General features: G+C 57.5%; 14 protein-coding genes. 12 read left to right on the forward strand and 2 right to left on the reverse strand.

Going from position 1 to position 16839, the window contains the following annotated elements; translation table 11 throughout:
• Positions 1 to 88: 88 nt before the first annotated feature.
• The 6 genes from H6A20_RS13995 to H6A20_RS04180 all read left to right on the forward strand — a co-directional run bounded on the left by H6A20_RS13995 (position 89) and on the right by H6A20_RS04180 (position 6337).
• Positions 89 to 460, forward strand: a complete 372-nt coding sequence (locus H6A20_RS13995) for a helix-turn-helix domain-containing protein (RefSeq protein WP_420846588.1) — start codon at positions 89 to 91, stop codon at positions 458 to 460.
• On the forward strand, positions 400 to 1794 hold the full coding sequence (locus H6A20_RS04160; RefSeq protein WP_204905909.1) for a peptide MFS transporter: 1395 nt from the start codon (positions 400 to 402) through the stop codon (positions 1792 to 1794). Before H6A20_RS13995 ends, H6A20_RS04160 begins: the two co-directional genes overlap by 61 nt.
• Before the next feature lie 69 nt (positions 1795 to 1863).
• Positions 1864 to 3090 (forward strand): peptidase T, encoded by a 1227-nt coding sequence (pepT, locus tag H6A20_RS04165; protein WP_204905910.1) that lies wholly within the window; start codon positions 1864 to 1866, stop codon positions 3088 to 3090.
• Between the two features lie 2 nt (positions 3091 to 3092).
• Complete coding sequence (locus H6A20_RS04170; RefSeq protein ID WP_204905911.1) at positions 3093 to 4412, forward strand: M18 family aminopeptidase; 1320 nt, start codon at positions 3093 to 3095, stop codon at positions 4410 to 4412.
• Positions 4413 to 4432: 20 nt separating this feature from the next.
• The gene (locus H6A20_RS04175; protein WP_204905912.1) at positions 4433 to 5293 is read left to right on the forward strand and encodes a YitT family protein; all 861 of its coding nucleotides are present in this window, start codon (positions 4433 to 4435) and stop codon (positions 5291 to 5293) included.
• A gap of 33 nt (positions 5294 to 5326) precedes the next feature.
• A complete protein-coding gene (locus H6A20_RS04180) occupies positions 5327 to 6337 on the forward strand; it encodes an asparaginase (protein ID WP_204905913.1) in 1011 nt (336 codons plus the stop codon).
• Between the two features lie 90 nt (positions 6338 to 6427).
• Here H6A20_RS04180 and H6A20_RS04185 read toward each other — a convergent pair whose 3' ends face one another.
• Positions 6428 to 10123: a choice-of-anchor I family protein gene (locus tag H6A20_RS04185; RefSeq protein ID WP_243426120.1), complete on the reverse strand. Its 3696-nt coding sequence runs from the start codon at positions 10121 to 10123 to the stop codon at positions 6428 to 6430.
• Between the two features lie 274 nt (positions 10124 to 10397).
• Here H6A20_RS04185 and H6A20_RS04190 point away from each other — a divergent pair, with 274 nt between their 5' ends.
• Genes H6A20_RS04190 through H6A20_RS04205 form a run of 4 tightly spaced genes read left to right on the forward strand, consistent with a single transcriptional unit; the run spans position 10398 to position 14956 of the window.
• Positions 10398 to 12023: a VWA domain-containing protein gene (locus tag H6A20_RS04190; protein ID WP_204905914.1), complete on the forward strand. Its 1626-nt coding sequence runs from the start codon at positions 10398 to 10400 to the stop codon at positions 12021 to 12023.
• 4 nt (positions 12024 to 12027) lie between these two features.
• Positions 12028 to 12714 carry a 5-bromo-4-chloroindolyl phosphate hydrolysis family protein gene (locus tag H6A20_RS04195; protein ID WP_204905915.1) on the forward strand — a complete coding sequence of 229 codons (687 nt, stop codon included), beginning with the start codon at positions 12028 to 12030 and terminating at the stop codon, positions 12712 to 12714.
• Positions 12715 to 12717: 3 nt separating this feature from the next.
• Positions 12718 to 13806, forward strand: coding sequence for a substrate-binding domain-containing protein (locus H6A20_RS04200; protein ID WP_204905916.1), 1089 nt, complete (start codon positions 12718 to 12720; stop codon positions 13804 to 13806).
• 25 nt (positions 13807 to 13831) lie between these two features.
• Entirely contained in the window at positions 13832 to 14956 is a 1125-nt protein-coding gene (locus H6A20_RS04205) for a toxic anion resistance protein (RefSeq protein WP_204905917.1), read from the forward strand.
• Between the two features lie 21 nt (positions 14957 to 14977).
• On the opposite strand, the gene H6A20_RS04210 is transcribed toward H6A20_RS04205, so the two are convergent.
• Positions 14978 to 15988, reverse strand: a complete 1011-nt coding sequence (locus H6A20_RS04210) for a LacI family DNA-binding transcriptional regulator (protein ID WP_204905918.1) — start codon at positions 15986 to 15988, stop codon at positions 14978 to 14980.
• Positions 15989 to 16265: 277 nt separating this feature from the next.
• Here H6A20_RS04210 and H6A20_RS13460 point away from each other — a divergent pair, with 277 nt between their 5' ends.
• Positions 16266 to 16619, forward strand: a complete 354-nt coding sequence (locus H6A20_RS13460) for a hypothetical protein (protein ID WP_338106578.1) — start codon at positions 16266 to 16268, stop codon at positions 16617 to 16619.
• Positions 16616 to 16819: an amylo-alpha-1,6-glucosidase gene (locus tag H6A20_RS13465; RefSeq protein ID WP_338106582.1), complete on the forward strand. Its 204-nt coding sequence runs from the start codon at positions 16616 to 16618 to the stop codon at positions 16817 to 16819. The genes H6A20_RS13460 and H6A20_RS13465 overlap by 4 nt, the downstream gene beginning before the upstream one ends.
• Positions 16820 to 16839 lie beyond the last annotated feature (20 nt).

Genomic DNA, 16839 nt, shown 5'->3' on the forward strand with positions numbered 1-16839 from the left:
TTTTCTCGTTTGAACACAAAGAGATGCAGATGTAAAATTTCAGGTATAGAACAGGTATAGAAAAAAGGTTGTTGTGGTGATCTTTGGCATGTTCAGACATATGAATTATGTGTATGAAGTCTACAGGGAAGGAAGCTTTTCCAAAGCGGCTGCAAAGCTCTACATCTCACAGCCCGCGCTCAGCGCCACGGTGAAGAAGGTGGAGACGGAGGGCGTGCCGCTTAAGCTGTTCGAGGAGGAACCTTTTGTGCTTCTGCGCTCGCACAACGACACACGGGAGAGAGTGGAACGTATACCTGTACTACCGCAGAAACAAATATTTTACCAGATCCATGGCGGGATTCATGAGGCTTGCCGCCGCGGAGCTGGAGCAAGACTAGTTTTGGAGGAAATGAAAAAATGGGAGAAAGTACAACAGCTAAGAAGAAACACCCCTGGGGCTTCTATGTCTGCAACCTGACGTTCACGTTTGAGCGACTGGCCTACTACGGGGCGAAACCGATCCTGCTCCTCTTCCTCATCACAGCGATGGGAGAGGGCGGACTGGGAATCGACAACGCGCAGGCAGCCGTGATCGCGGCCAACCTGACCGCCTACACCTACCTGGCCCCGATCATCGGCGGCTACATCAGCGACCGCTGGCTGGGAGCCAGATACGCCATTCCTTTAGGAAGCGTGATCATGGCGGTGGGCTACCTGATCGGCTGGAAGGCCACGAGCGCGGCCATGGTGAACCTGATGGTCATCGTCATCTCCATCGGAACCGGCTTTTTCAAGGGCAACCTGTCCGCCATCCAGGGACGTATGTACGACGACAAGAGCATGCTGGACTCTGCGTTCTCGATCCAGTACTCTTTCGTAAACATCGGCTCCTTCGTGGGGTCCGTGGCAACCGGCTACCTGTATCTGAATACATTTAAAAACGGCGATGTGCTGGGATTCCGTCAGTGCTTCCTGTTAAGCGCTGTGTTCTGCCTGATCGCTGCCGTGTGGTTCGTGGCCAACTGGAAGTCCCTGCAGGGCCAGGGCAAAAAGCCTTTCAAGTACTTGACAGACACCCAGGGCAACATCATCGGCGAGGACAGCAAGAAGGACAAGAAGAAAGAGAAATCCACCGAGCCGCTGACCCGCGCGGAGAAAAGAAGAGTGTGGGCCATCATCCTTGTGTCTGCCTTCTCCATTATCTTCTGGCTGTTCTACTACCAGAACGAGCTGGCCCTCACGATCTACATGACCGAGTATGTGGACATGCATCTCTTAGGCATTGAGATCGCACCGGGCTGGATCAACACCTCCCTCAACGGCCTCCTCTGCGTGGCGCTGGGCGGCGTGATGGCGGCTGTCTGGAGAAAGCTCTCCGAGAGACCCCAGGGCGATCTGAACATGTTCCAGAAGATCGGCCTCAGCTTCCTGTTCCTGGGATGCGCCTTCGGCGTGATCGTGCTGGCTGAGTTCACCCGCGGCGTGGGCTCTTCCGGAGACAACAAGGTAAGCGTTCTGTGGATGGTTGGATTCGTGTTCCTCCTGACCATCGGCGAGATGTGCTTCTCCCCGCTTCGGAACGCCTTCGTCAGCAAGTACGCGCCGAAGAAGTACCTGTCCCTGCTCATGGGCGTGATCACGGTAGCCACATTCTGCGCTTCCAAGTTAAGCCCCTACGTGCAGGTGATCATCGAGAACATGAACATCTTCCCGGTTCTCGTGGCGATCTTTATCCTGCTTCTTCTGTGCGCGGTCTTCATGTTCGCGACAGACAAGAAACTGAACAAACTTGTGGAAGACGAAGACGAATAGGTGTATGATGATGTCAGGGACGCGCGGGAGCGCGGACCCTGGCATTTAAAAAATAAGGAGGCAAAAGCCATGAAAGCATATGAGAGATTTTTAAAGTACGTAAGCGTCTGGACGACAAGCGATGAGACGAGCGAGACCGTGCCGTCCACAAAGAGGCAGTTTGACCTGGGCAGGCTTCTTGCGCAGGAGCTGAAGGACATGGGCGTTGAGAAAGTGGAACTCAACGACATGTGCTATCTCTACGCGGAGATCCCGGCCACCCCCGGCTGTGAGGACAAGCCGGCCATCGGCCTTATTGCCCACATGGATACGGCGATGGATTTCTCCGGAAAAGACATCCGTCCCCAGATCATTGAGAACTATGACGGGGAGGACGTGAAGCTGGGAGAGAGCGGAAGAGTGCTCTCCGTAAAGGAGTTCCCGCACCTGAAGAACATGAAGGGGCGCACCCTCATCACGACGGACGGCACCACGCTCCTCGGCGCGGACGACAAGGCCGGCATCGCGGAGATCATCACCGTGGTGGAGGAGATCCTGAGAGAGGGCATGCCCCACGGGAAGATCTGCATCGGCTTTACGCCGGATGAGGAGATCGCAAGGGGCGCGAAAAACTTCGATGTGGAGCGCTTCGGGGCGGACTACGCCTACACCCTGGACGGCGACATCGAGGGCGAGATCCAGTTCGAGAACTTCAACGCCTCTACCGCGTATTTCACGATCCACGGCGTGAACGTGCACACGGGCAGCGCCAAGGGCATCCTGGTGAACTCCCAGCTCATCGGCATGGAGATCCAGTCCATGCTGCCGGACGAGCGGCCGGAGACAACGGAAGGGTACGAGGGCTTCTTCCACCTGATGGCCTTCAACGGGAATACGGAGAAGACGCAGATGCGCTATTTCGTCCGCGATCACAGCGGCGAGAAGTTTGAGCAGCGCCACGAGACACTGCGCCGGATCCAGAAAGCCATGAATGAAAAGTACGGCGAGGGGACGGTGGAGCTCACGATCACCGAGTCCTACCACAACATGCGGGAGAAGATCGAGCCCTGCATGCACCTGGTGGACACGGCGAAGAAAGCCATCGCGGACGCGGGGCTTGAGCCGGACGTATCCCCGGTGCGGGGCGGCACGGACGGCGCAAGGCTCAGCTTCAGGGGGCTTCCCTGCCCGAACCTGGGGACAGGCGGCTCCGCTTTCCACGGACCCTACGAGCACATCACCGTGGAGGGCATGGATCTCGTCGTGGGGATCGTGAAGGATATTTTGAAGAGTTACGCTGCATATGAGGAGAAATAGAAATGGGATTTTATGAGGAGGATGTAAAAGGGCTGGTCCGCTTTCTGGCGGACAGCCCCACCGCCTTCCACGCGGTGGATCATTTTGCCCGCATGCTGGAGGAGCATGGCTATCACGGGCTTGCGGAGCGCGAGCGCTGGCAGATCCGTCCGGGCGGGAAATACTACACGGTGCGGAACGGCTCCAGCATCATAGCGTTTCAGGTGGGAGAGACGCTGGAGGATTACAGCTTCAAGGTGACGGCGTCCCACAGCGACGCCCCCACCTTCCGCGTGAAGGAGCGGGCGGAGCTCACGGTAAAAGGGCAGTACACAAGGCTGAACACGGAGGGGTACGGCAGTATCCTGTGCTCCACCTGGATGGACCGTCCCCTCTCCGTGGCCGGCAGGGTGATCGTGCGCAAGGACGGCGGATACCGGGAAGAGCTGGTGAAGATCGGGCGGGACCTGGTGCTGATCCCCAGCGTGGCCATCCACATGGACCGGGATGTGAACGAGAAGAGCGCCTTCAACAAGCAGGTGGATATGCTTCCTCTGTTTGCGGGGAGCGCGGACCATGCGCAGGGCTCCCTTGCGGGGATCGTGGCGGAGGAACTGGGTGTGGACGAAGCGGAGATCTTTGGTATGGATCTCTATCTCTACAACCGGATGCAGCCTTCCATATGGGGAAAGGAAGGAGAGTTTATCTCAGCGCCGCGCCTGGATGACCTGCAGAGTGCGTACACGTCTTTCACCGGCTTTCTGAGAGGGGCCGATGCGGGGGCGGTCAATGTGTTCGCCTGCTTTGACAACGAGGAAGTGGGGTCCAACACAAAGCAGGGCGCCCGGTCCACGTTCCTTAGGGACGTGCTGGAGCGGATCAACGAAGGGCTCGGGAAGACGCAGGAGGAGCTGCGCTGCGCGCTGGCTTCCAGCTTCATGGCAAGCTGCGACAATGCCCACGCCGTGCATCCGAACCATCCGGAGAAGACGGATGAGAACAACTGCGTGTACATGAACGGGGGGATTGTCATAAAATCCCACGCCGGACAGCAGTACACCAGCGACGCCTTCAGCATTGCCGTGTGGAAGGGGATCTGCCGGAAGGCGGGCGTGCCGGTCCAGTTCTTTGCCAACCGCTCCGACATGCGGGGCGGCAGCACCCTGGGCAACATCGCCATGTCCCAGGTGTCCATGAACGCGGTGGACATCGGCCTGGCGCAGCTTGCCATGCACTCGTCCTACGAGACGGCGGGCGTGCGGGACATCGACTATATGATCCGGGCCGTGGAGGCGTTCTACGACAGCGGGATACGCGAATACACCCTGGGAAGCAGGGAGTAGAAGAGAGGTTTCAGAGCAGTATGAAATTCGAGCCAGAGAAGGATATAAGGAGAATCCTTGTCATAGTCGCCGCGTCCGTCATTATGGCGCTGAACATCAAGACATTTGTCCGCACGGGGGATCTGTTCCCGGGCGGCGCAACGGGGCTTACCCTCCTGTTCCAGCGGGCGGCCCGCATGTTCTTTCACGTGGAGATCCCGTATACCGTGCTGAACGTGGCGATCAACGCGGTGCCTGTGTACATAGGGTTCCGGTATATCGGAAAGAAATTCACCCTGTTTTCCGGTCTGTCCATCCTGCTGACCAGCGTGCTGACCGACCTTATGCCGGCGTACGTGATCACCTATGATACGCTCCTAATCTCTGTTTTCGGAGGTATGATCAACGGCCTGGTCATCAGCATGTGCCTGGCGGCCAACGCCACCACGGGAGGGACGGACTTTATCGCCATCTACCTGTCTGAGAAGAAGGGGGTGGACTCCTTCAACATCGTGCTGGGGATCAATGCGGTGATCCTTGTGTCGGCGGGCATCCTGTTCGGCTGGGACAAGGCGCTGTACTCCATCATCTTCCAGTACGTCTCCACCCAGGTGCTGCACATCCTCTATAAGAAGTACCAGCAGCAGACCCTTCTTGTCGTTACGAACCACGCGAAGAACGTGTACGAGGCCATCTCCCGGACGAGCAACCACGGGGCCACGGTCCTGGAGGGGGAGGGCTCCTACGAGCACCGGGAGCGGAAAGTGGTCTACTCCGTCGTCTCAAGCGCGGAGCAAAAGGACGTGGTGCGGGCCATCCGGGAGGCGGATCCCCACGCGTTCACCAATGTGCTGCGGACGGAGCAGGTGTCCGGGCGGTTCTATTTCAAACCGAATGAGTAACATGCAGACTGAGTGAGTCACAGGAGGCCGCAGATGAAACAGATACTGATGATCGGAACCGGAGGCACCATCGCCTCCACCCAGACGGAGCAGGGACTGCGGCCGGGGCTTGGCACAGAGGATATCCTCCGGTATATCCCGGCGGTGCAGGATGTCTGCGAGGTGGACGCCATCCAGGTGTGCAGCCTGGACAGCACGAACGTGACGCCGGAGCACTGGAAGCTGCTGGCGCGCACGGTGGAGGAGAACTACGAGACATACGACGGATTCGTGATCTGCCACGGGACAGACACCCTGGCCTACACGGCGGCGGCCCTGTCCTACATGATCCGCAATTCGGAGAAGCCCATCGTCATCACCGGCGCCCAGAAGCCTATCTGCATGGATGTGACGGACGCCAAGACGAACCTGCTGGACAGCTTCATCTATGCGGCGGACGACGGCTCCCGGAATGTGAGCATCGTCTTTGACGGCAAGGTCATCGCGGGGACCCGGGCCAAGAAGGAGCGGGCCAAAAGCTACGACGCCTTCTCCAGCATCAACTTTCCCTACCTGGCAGTCATCCAGGACGGGCTTCTGGTGCGCTATATCAGGGAGGAGCCCTGCGCGGGCGTGCCGGAGTTCTTCTACGACATGAAGGACAGCGTCTGCGTCCTCAAGCTCATCCCCGGCATGCGGGGGGACATCCTTCCGTGGGTCTTTGAGCACTACGACTGCATCGTCATCGAGAGCTTCGGCGTGGGCGGCATTCCCCAGACGCTGCTGCCCGCCTTCTACGAGGAGATGGAAAAGTGGAAGGATAAGGGGAAGTACGTGGTCATGGCCACCCAGGTGGCGAAAGAGGGCAGCAACATGACGGTCTACGAGGTGGGCAAGCAGGTGAAGCAGGACTTCCAGCTCCTGGAGGCCTACGACATGACCCTGGAGGCAGTGATCACCAAGATGATGTGGCTGATGGGCCGCGGCGTGCCGGGCTACGCGCGGGTGAAGCGGGAGTTCTACACAGAGATCAACCACGATGTGCTGTTTACGAAGAGAAAATAGTGAAAAATCGTGGGCTGACCCGGATATCCATCCGTGCCAGCCCACGATTTTATTTTTCCAGCCTTCCCCTGCGGGAGGGCGTCTGCTTTTTTACTGTGCCCTTCTGCGGCGGATCACGATGACAGCAGTGGCGGAACCTGCCGCTGCCAGCGCCAGCAGCAGATACAGCGCGTAATAGCTGCTGTCGCCTGTCTCCGGCGCTTTCTTTTCGGACGTGCTCTGTCCATCGCCTGTCCCGGGTTTCTGGTCACCGCCGCCTGTTCCAGGCTTCTGCTCATCATCCGGGTTCTGCTCATCGCCCGGAGTGTCTGTGCCGGGATCATAGGCTGCGTTTGCTGCTGTGTTGTAGACTGCCACTGTGCCGGATACCTCGCAGGCAGCCAGGAGATAAGCGTTTCCGTCCCAGCTCTCGCCCGCCGGGATGAAGCACAGCCCCTCCGGTGAGTTGTCGCCTGCGATATCCCCGCTGTAGTCTCTGGAATTGATATAGTTTGCAAACATGCTGTTTGCCGGGTCTGTGATATCGTAGACCATCACGCCGCCGACCCTCTCGAGTCCCACGAACGCGTAGGTTTTCTCTCCGACAGTTCCGATGGTCACGCTCTCGGACTCGGGTCCCTTCTTTCCGGAACGGTCGTCGATCGTCTTATCGTCGTTGGAACAGTTGAAGTTCTCCGGCACATAGACAGCTGTCTTCGCCTCAAAGTCGCTTCCGCTGTCGAACACCTCAGTCAGGCCGTTTCCGTCCGCTTTGTATACGGTGAAGGAGCGTCCGCCGAAGAGGTAATCCAGGTTCGTATCCAGCCCGTCGTAATCGCTGCTGTCGAAGAATACCACTTTCCCTGTCAGCCCGCTGTTGTCTGCTGTGATCTTTCCTGTCGGGGAAGTCTCGTCGTCTTTGAAGTTTCTCTCCACTTCGTTGAGGTAGTCGCCCCACTCTCTGGAGTCCCCCTCGTTTGCCGTTACAACATAGTCTGTACCGCCCACGGAGTAGAGGGCGATGCTGTCCGGCATGCGGATGCCCCGCAGGGATTCGTAAGTTTTCGGGCTGTAAGCCTCGTCTTTCTTGTCAATGTCAACCGCTACGGTGCTGTAGTCCTCGTAACCCGCGGAGTAGATGCCTGTCACGGAAAGGCTGTTCAGATCGATCGCTGCGATGGCATTCGCCTCCTGCAGCGTCACGTAAGCTGTGTCATTTCCCGCCGCGATATACTCCGGCTCCAGGTCTGCTGACGGAGCAGTCCCCTTTTTCAGCACGATCCCCGCGTCTGTGAGAGCCTGTCTTGCATCCGCGCTGTCATATGCCTCAAAGCCGATGTTCATTACCTTGCCGTCTGCAAGAGAGAGCACCGTTACAGTTCCTGCCGGGTCTGCCGCGCCCTGCGTGTATCCTTCCCTCGGTTCGCCCTCGTTTGCTGTCAGGATCCGGCTGTCGTCCGGCGTGAATGTCACCATATCCGGCTGCACGCCTGTCTCGTATGCCTGATCAAATGTAAGGGTTCCGTCTGCGTTGCAGGTGAAGAGCGCCACGCGGCCGCTGTCTGCATATCCGGCTGCCTGGATAGCCGCTGCAAGTTTCGTGCCGTCCGCTGAGACTGCCACGGAGGTCATGTCGCCGTATGTAAAGCCCTCGCACTCCGCTTCGATCATGGATTTCACATCGATATCATTGCCATCCAGCAGATCCACGGTCTTGCCCGCTGCCAGCGTCTTCGTGGGGATGGCGGTCAGGTTGCCGGTCTGTCCGTTGATGGCGTAGGCCCATCCGGTTGCTGTATTGTAGTCCACGATCTCCATGACGCCGCCGTCTGCGTTTGTCATGCCCGCATCGTAGCGGCCTTCCTGTGTCAGGTTCAGGGATGCGGAAGCCTTCCCGTTCTCAGCGCCGGCTGTCTTTGCTCCGCCATCTGCGTTCTTCGTCACGCTGAAGGAGTCGATGAGCTCGCTGTCCGGAGATGCGCTGTCGCCGGCAAGGTTGTATATATGGACGGAAATCTCATTCCCTGTCACATCGAATACCGCATAGCTGGGGCTGTACTCCTGGTTCCATTCCTGGTTGCCGATGGGAAGCTTGCCCTTCAGATATTCCTGGGAACCTGTCGTTCCGTCCGCGAGGACAGGATAGTCCGCATTGTTCGCTTTGTCGACGGAAGCGAAGGGTGTGTAGTACTGCATGTCAGAGCAGCAGTTGCCGGTCAGATAGATGGTGCCGTCCGGATCGTGATAATTGTCCAGACGTTCCGCATTCCGTTCTCCGCCCTTGAGTACGTAGCTTCTGGAGTAGACGTGATCGTGTCCGCCCAGGACGAAGTCTACGTCAAACTCGTCCATCACCTTCTCGAAGCCTGCGTCCACATAGTTCTCGATATCCGAGTCTGCCGCGTGCTTTGCTACCGTTTGTGTGGACTTGTGGTGGGTCACGATCAGCCACTGATACTGGCCTGCGTATTCGCCGGTCGCCGCGCTCATCGTTGTGCGGAAGTTCTCTACGATTCCTTCCGCCTCATTCTCCGCCGTGGCACTCGGCACGCTGGCGTTTCCGGCGTTCTCCTCATCGTTGCCGCCCGGGTACGCGCCGGTGTTCAGGGTGACAAAGAGGACATTGTCATAGAGATAATAGTAGTTGCCCTTTGTCTCCATCTCCCGGCGCTCCGTAAAGTCATACCGTCCCTCTTCATTCGGAGTTACGCCGTTGGACTCGGAGTTGTTCGCGATCTCATCCGCCGTCGCCTGGATATAGTTGCCGTGGCTCTGGCTTGTGCCGTTGTTCTGTCCGCGGAAAGTGGTCTTTACCTGGGTGAGCGCGCCGTTCTCATCCACCCCTTCCACAGACATCTCGTTGGGCAGATTGAAGTGATCCTCGAACATGTAGTGGCGGTCGTGGTTGCCCACTGCCGGAGCGTACGCAATGGACGCCATCTCTTCCGGTGCGAAGAACGCCGCATACTCGCTGGATTTGCCCCAGCTCTGGTCCTCCACCTGGTCTCCGGCGGACACCACAAGGCTGACGCCCTCAGAGGCCAGTTTCTCCATCATAGCTGTCCAGCCGGTCTGGTTCGTGTTATCTGCCGGCTGCCAGCCCGCACCGTCAGTGCTGCCGTTCTCCTTGATCTGCGGGTCGCTGGTGAAGCCGAACCGGAAGCTGCCGGCTGCCGGCGTGGTGTAGGTGTGCGCTTCGGACCAGCTCTGTCCGCCGTCATAGGAAATCTGATACGTATATTCGGTGCCTGCAGTCAGTCCTGTAATCGTAGCCTCGCAGACCATTTTGCCGGTATCTGTGTACTTGCCGGTATCCAGTTTTGTGGGTGATGTGAGTTCACGCACTGTTGCTTCGACGGTCATATCGCCGAATTTTACCTGTGCTTTTGTCGTGCCAGCCGGCGCATACCAGTTCAGGTTTATGGAAGCACTCGTCTCCCCGGGCTGGAGCGTCAGGTATTCTACCGCGCTGCCGCTGTCTGCAGCCGGAACCTGGAGCATATTTACGGCTGTGTCAGGAGAGCCTTCGGTCTCCTCTGCATCCTGTGCGGGATGGCCGGCTTCCGTTGCCCCGGTTTCCGTCTCTGCAGCTTCCATGTCCGTCTCTGTATTCTCTGAGGCCTCTTCACTTGCTGCGGTTTCCGTACTCTCGGTGGCCTCTGCAGCTTCTGCGGTCTCCGTGTCCGGGCTGACAGTTTCGTCTGCCTGGACATTCTCCTCGGCCAGGACGGATACGGGAGCGCCCTGTGCGCAGAGCATGGCGGCTGCCAGAGTGATGGCGGCGCCTTTGTGCCATTTTCTTCTCATAGAGTTTTTCCTCCTTTTTCAGATACGAAATTTCCAACGTCACTATACAGGACGAATATTAAGCTACAGTAGAGTTCCCGAAAAATGCACGTAAAATCTTTGTAAACAGATGTGCGGACATGAGTGCTGAAACGCAAAATGGCGCACTTAACTTTGAATTTACGTAGATTTTACCCGGAGTTGATAGAGCAAATGCATAAAATAAAGGAAAATAGAAGCAGAAAGATCACACAGCGGCCTGTGCCGCACAGCTTAAAGAAAGAGGGATCAGCTTATGAGGAAAAGAAGATTTAGAACAGTGCTGCTCTGCCTCCTGTCTCTCGCCCTGCTCCTGACGGGCTGCGCGGGGACGCCGGGGAAATCACAGACAGAAGAGGAGGAACCGGATACGTCCTCCGGGATCCTGAAAGCAGACGGGACGATCCGCATCCTGTCCGGCTCAGAGAATGAGGAGCTGGAAGCGATTATAGATGAATGCAGCCGGGAGACCGGCGTGGAGATCGAGATGGATTACAAAGGATCCGTAGATATCATGCGGGCGCTGGAGAGCGGCGCGGAAGGGTACGATGCCGTCTGGCCGGCCAGCAGCATCTGGCTGTCCATGGGGGACGTGAACCATCTGGTGAAGCACAGCCAGTCCATCTCCATGACGCCGGTGGTCTTCGGCATCCGGGAAAGCCTGGCGGAGGAGCTGGGGTTTAAGGAGAAAGACATATCTGTGAAAGACATACTGGCCGCCATACAGGCCGGGAAGATGAGCTTCTGTATGACGAGCGCCACCCAGTCCAACTCCGGGGCCAGCGCCTACATCGGTTTTCTGTACGCGCTACTGGGGAAACAGGAAGGCATGACGGCGGAAGACCTTAAGGGGGAGCAGCTCCGGGCTGACATCACGGGACTTCTTGGCGGCGTGGAGCGGAGCTCCGGCAGCTCTGACTGGCTGAAAGACCTGTTCCTCAAGGAGGACTACGACGCCATGGTCAACTATGAGTGTCTGGTCATCGACGCCAACCGGCAGCGGGAGAGCGAGGGAAAGGAGCCGCTCTATGTAGTCTATCCCTACGACGGCCTGTCCATCGCAGACTCGCCTCTCGGGTATGTGGATCACGGGGACAGCCAGAAGGAGGAGGCGTTCCAGGCTGTACAGCAGTATTTGCTGTCTGAGGCGGCACAGAATGAGATCGAGGCAACCGGCCGGCGCATCAGCGCGAACGGCGTCTCCGATGAGAACAGGGATGTTTTTAACGAAGCGTGGGGCATTGACACGGAGCGGATCCTCTCGCCCATCCAGATGCCGGACGCAGATGTGCTGATGGAGGCGCTCAATCTCTACCAGACAAGCTTTAAGAAGCCCTCCCTCAATATCTACTGCCTGGATTTCTCCGGCAGCATGGAGGGGACCGGGGAAACCCAGCTCAAAGACGCCATGTCCCAGATCCTGCTCCAGGAGAATGCCGGCAAAAATTTCCTGCAGGCCAATGCAGGGGAAGTCAACGAGGTGCTCTTCTTTGACAACACGATCCTGGATACAGAGCGGGCGGCGGACGACTCCGACGAGGCGCTGGCGCAGCTCTACCAGAAGGTGGCGGACTTCCGGATCGCGGGCGGTACGGACATCTACAATGCGGTGGCGCATGCCCTGCATGAGGCGGCGTCCTACGACCTGGAGAAGTATACGCCTGCCATCATCCTGATGACGGACGGCGTGTCGGACTACAATTACCAGACGTTCCAGGAGGCATGGGATACCCTGGGGATCGATGTGCCGGTGTTCTCCATCACCTTCGGCACAGCGGACCCCACGCAGCTGGAGGAACTGGCAGAGGCAACGGGAGGCCGCGTCTTTGACGGGACGCAGGATCTGACAGAGGCCTTCCGCAGCGTGAAAGGATATAACTAGGAATATGAAAGATAAATGGAAAGAAATCGTAAGCATCGCTGTCTCCGCCGTCCTGGCGCTTGTGCTTTTCGCCTCGCTTCTTGTGGGGCTTGGCTGGAACATGCTGCTGTGCATGGGGCTCTCTCTTGTGTCCTACGCCGGGTTTCTCCTGGTGCTGCGCCCGGTCAGGAGGATCGGGCGGATCGACATCGAGAAGCTGGGGAATGGGGAGGTACTCCACGAAAGGCTGCAGGAGGCGGGGCACGACTACCGTCGGATGCGGGAGGCAGCGGACCGGATCCAGGCGCCGGGGCTGCGCCAGTCGGCATTTGAACTGATCACGATCGCGGAAAACATCCTGAAATTCCTGACCGACAACCCGAAGAAGATCCCGTCTGCCAGACGGTACATTGACTACTACCAGGAGACGGCTGCCAATGTGCTGGAGAACTATGTGGAGCTCCAGGACACCAGGCTTCTCACAGATGAGTCGGAGAAGATCTTTCAGAACACAGCGGAGGCGGTCGTGACGCTCAAGGATGCCTTCCGGATGCAGTTCCAGAAACTGATGCAGAACGAACTGATGGATATGGAAGCTGACCTGAACCTGCTCAGGCAGACACTCCGCGCGGAGGGGTACGAGGCCCGAAAGGAGGAAGACTGTGGTGAGGAGAGGGACGGCTTAAGAAATGAAAAGGAAACAGGAGTGTAATACATGAGGAAGAAGATCATAGGACTTGTTTTGCTGATCTGCGTGATGGCGGCTGTGGGGGGCATCTACCTCCTGACAGATGGTCCGGGGGACGGCAAAGACAGGGAGACAGAGAAGGCAGAGCCCAAGACAGCGGTATCCGGCTATGTGGGAGGCGAGAAGATCGGGTTTCTGGAAGACGAGGAGGTGCTGTCCATCCTCGGTGACAAATACGGACTGGAGGTGGACTACTCCAAGGCGGGATCCCTCGATATGATGACAGCGGACCTGGAGGGAAGGAATTATCTTTTTCCGTCCAGCAGCATCGCCCTGGAATATTATGAAGAGCTGCATGGCAGTCCGGCTCAGAGCGAGATCCTCCTCAACACGCCCATTGTCCTCTACACCCACAAGATGGTGCTGGATGCGTTTGACAGCCAGGGGCTGATCACGAAGGACGGGGACGTGAACTACATCGACATGGCGAAGCTGGTGGAGCTGATCCGGAATGATACGGCCTGGGCGGACATCGGCGTGCCGGAGCTGTACGGTACGGTCTCGGTGGACACCACAGACCCGGCCCGCTCCAACTCGGGCAATATGTTCGCGGCCCTTCTGACGGATGTGCTGAACGGGGGACAGACGCTGACGCCGGAGAAGGCGGATGAGATCCTGCCCCAGCTCCGGGAGATCTTCGGGAAGCTCGGCTACATGGAGACCTCCTCTTCGGATCTGTTCAGCCAGTTCCTGCGGATGGGGGTGGGAGCCACGCCCATCGCGGCAGGGTACGAGAGCCAGATCATCGAGTACGCCATGCTGCACCCGGACGAGTATGAAGAGATCCGGGACGACATCGTCGTGCTCTACCCGGCCCCTACCGTGTGGTCCGCCCATGTCCTGATCGCCCTGGACGATGGAGGGAAGACCCTGATCCAGGGACTGCAGGATGAAGAAGTGCAGGAACTGGCGTGGGAGAAACACGGTTTCCGCACAGGGAACTACGAGATATCGGACAAGGAACTCGGCGTGACAGGCATTGCGGACAGCATCACCCAGGTGGCGCAGGTGCCCTCCTACGATGTGATGCGCCGGATCATAGACGGGCTGCAGTAAAAAGAACAGAAAGGAATGAATGGCTATGGCAGAGATAACCCTGGATACATTGAGAAAACAGAAAGGACAGGCGGATGTGCCGGCAGCAGAGATACCGGCCGCCCTGAAGGAGCAGATCACCGCGCTGACCCCGGAGGAGAGGCGCAAGGTGGAGGAGCTGAAGGAGCAGATCGACCTGACAGACTCCCAGATGCTGATGCAGTACGGCGCCGGAGCGAAGCAGAATATTGCAGATTTCTCTGAGAATATCCTGGGCAACGTCCGCGCAAAGGATACGGGATACGTGGGGGATCTGATGACCGGTCTCATCTCCAATGTGGAGGGCCTTGACTTTGACTCCCTGGAGAAAGAGGGCGGGATCATGGGCCTTTTTAAGAAGGCGGAGTCCAAAGTGAAGAAATTCCTCATGCAGTATGAAAAACTGGAGGTTCAGGTGGACAGGATCGAGGGCAAGCTGGAGGAGGCCCGGATGGAGATGCTCAAAGACATCGGCATGCTGGACGCCATGTATGAGAAGAACCTGTCCTATTTCCGGCAGCTCCAGCTCTACATCGCAGCCGGCGAGGAGAAACTGCAGGAGCTTAGGGAGCAGACGATCCCCTCCCTCCGGGCGGAGGCGGAAAAGAGCGGCGACCCTATGAACGCCCAGATCGTCCGGGATTTTGAGGATACGGTGAACCAGTTTGAGAAGAAGGTACATGACCTGAAGACAAGCCGGACCATCGCCATTCAGACGGCGCCCCAGCTGCGGCTCGTACAGAACAATGACAAGCTTCTGGCTGACAAGATCCAGACAGCCATCCAGGAGACGATCCCCCTGTGGAAGAGCCAGATGGTCCTGGCGCTGGGGCTGTACCGGCAGCAGGAGGCCCTGAAGCTGCAGCGGAATATCACCGATACGACGAACCAGCTTCTTTTGCAGAACTCGGAGAAGCTGAAACAGAATACGCTGGATGTGGCGAAAGAATCAGAGCGGAGCATCGTGGATATCGCAACGCTGAAGAAGGCAAACGAGAACCTGATCAGCACCATGAGCGAGGCGGTCCGCATCCAGCAGGAGGGACGCAGGAAACGGCAGGAGGCGGAGGCTGAGCTGGAGAAGCTGGAGCACGACATCCGCGCTTCCCTGCTGGGGGCATCCCAGAACTGATATACGAAAAGAAGGCGGATCCTATGCATCAGGGTCCGCCTTCTTTCTGGCAGTGTCTGTCGACTGGCGCACCACCAGGCTGGCGTGCAGGAGGAGCGTGCCGATAGCCACCCCGTTCATGAGGCTCTCCAGGGCGTAGTAGCCGCTCTTGCCAAGCTGTATCCGCTCCTGACGTACAGTGGTGAGGGGCGGGGAAGTGTAGGCGCAGATGGGCAGGTCGTCAAAGCCGATAATGCTCACGTCGCCGGGGACACGAAGGCCCATCTGCTGGCATTGCACCAGAGCCGCGCTGGCGATCAGGTCATGGCTGCAGATGATGCCCGTGACGCCCTCCTTTAAGAGCCGGGGCAGGTGCTTCTCCATGCACTGGGAGATGTAGTAGGAACTCCCGGCCAGAGAGGAGTCTGCGGGCAGCCCGTTCTGGCGCAGGGCGGAAAAGAAGGCTTTGTGCCGGACCTGCATGATGTGGGAGCCGAGGGCATGGCTTAAGTAGCCGACCTTCCGATGCCCAAGGCTTTTCAGATGTTCCACCGCAAGTTCCATTCCTTCATTGTTGTCAACGCCCACATATCCGATGTGAGGATTGGCCATGATGTAGTTGTCATAGAGGACCGTGGGCGTGTGGCTTGTTTGGAAGTCTTTCATCCAGCAGTCGCTTAAAGAGAAGCCGAGGATAAAAGAACCCAGGTAGTCATGGCGGAGCATGAAAGCGTCGTAGGAGGATGCCTTCTGCAGTTTCTCGGTGACCGGGACAATGTCCACAGTGTAGCCGGCGGGCTCGGCCATCTGCCGGAAGCCGAGGATGATCTCGTAGCCGAACTGGTGGGGCTCCTGGTAGTCTATGTTCTCGATCAGGATGCACAGTTTTCTCTGTCCGCCGGGACGTCGGATCTTTGTGTATCCCAGTTCCACAGCAGTCTCGATCACATTTTTTTGTAAAGTTTCGCTAATATCGGAGGCACCATTCAGGGCCTTGGATACCGTTCCCTTGGAAATGCCAAGTTTATCAGCAATATCCTGTATAGTAGCCATAGGATGCATCCCCTTTCCCTGGAAAAGTAATGTAAGAAAATTATAGTAGATATCTGTATGAAAAGCAACGGTTTCGAGGAAAAAAGGGTGGATGTTTCGTATAGTTTTGAAAAACGAGAAAGTAAATATATACAAAAACAGAATTTAAAATCTATGTAAAATAGACAAAACATGAAAATGTGTTTATATTTCCGTTGACGGATGAAGAAAACAGGAGTATTCTATATCCAGAACGAAATAATACGAAACATTAAAGAGAAATAGAGATGAGGTAATGATGAAAAGAGGGTTGGCGCTGCTGCTTACAGCAGGGTTGCTGGCAGGACTTACCGGATGCGCCGCCGCGCAGGAGGGCGGGGACGGGGCGGAGAAGATCCGCCTGATGGTGTGGTCCCCGTCCAATGATCAGTCGAAAGACAGCGGGGAGTGGCTGCAGACGATGTGCGAGAGGTTTGCCGATGAGCATCCTGAGTGGGACATTACATTTGTCTACGGTGTGTCCGACGAGGCCAGCGCTGCCGGGCAGGTGTCACAGGACCCGGAGGCCAGCGCGGATGTGTTCATGTTTGCCAACGACACGCTGACTACCATGACGGACGCCCCCTGGGAGCCTACTACCTGGCTTATCTGAAAGTCCACGGCTATTCCCGGGCTGCGAAAGAAAAGGTGAAAGAGCAGATGGAAGGACTGGAGAGCGCCCTCAGGGAGGGATGCGCAGGACAGCTTCCTGAGATCTATGACGGGGCGTTCCCCACGGTCTCCAGAGGGTGCTTCGCCCAGGCCTGGAGTGTGGGAGAACTGCTTCGGGTCTATGAAAAACTGGAAAAATAGGGTATGATAATACCGTAGTG

This window comes from Mordavella massiliensis (genome assembly GCF_016901695.1).
GTDB classification, from domain to species: Bacteria; Bacillota; Clostridia; order Lachnospirales; family Lachnospiraceae; genus Claveliimonas; species Claveliimonas massiliensis_A.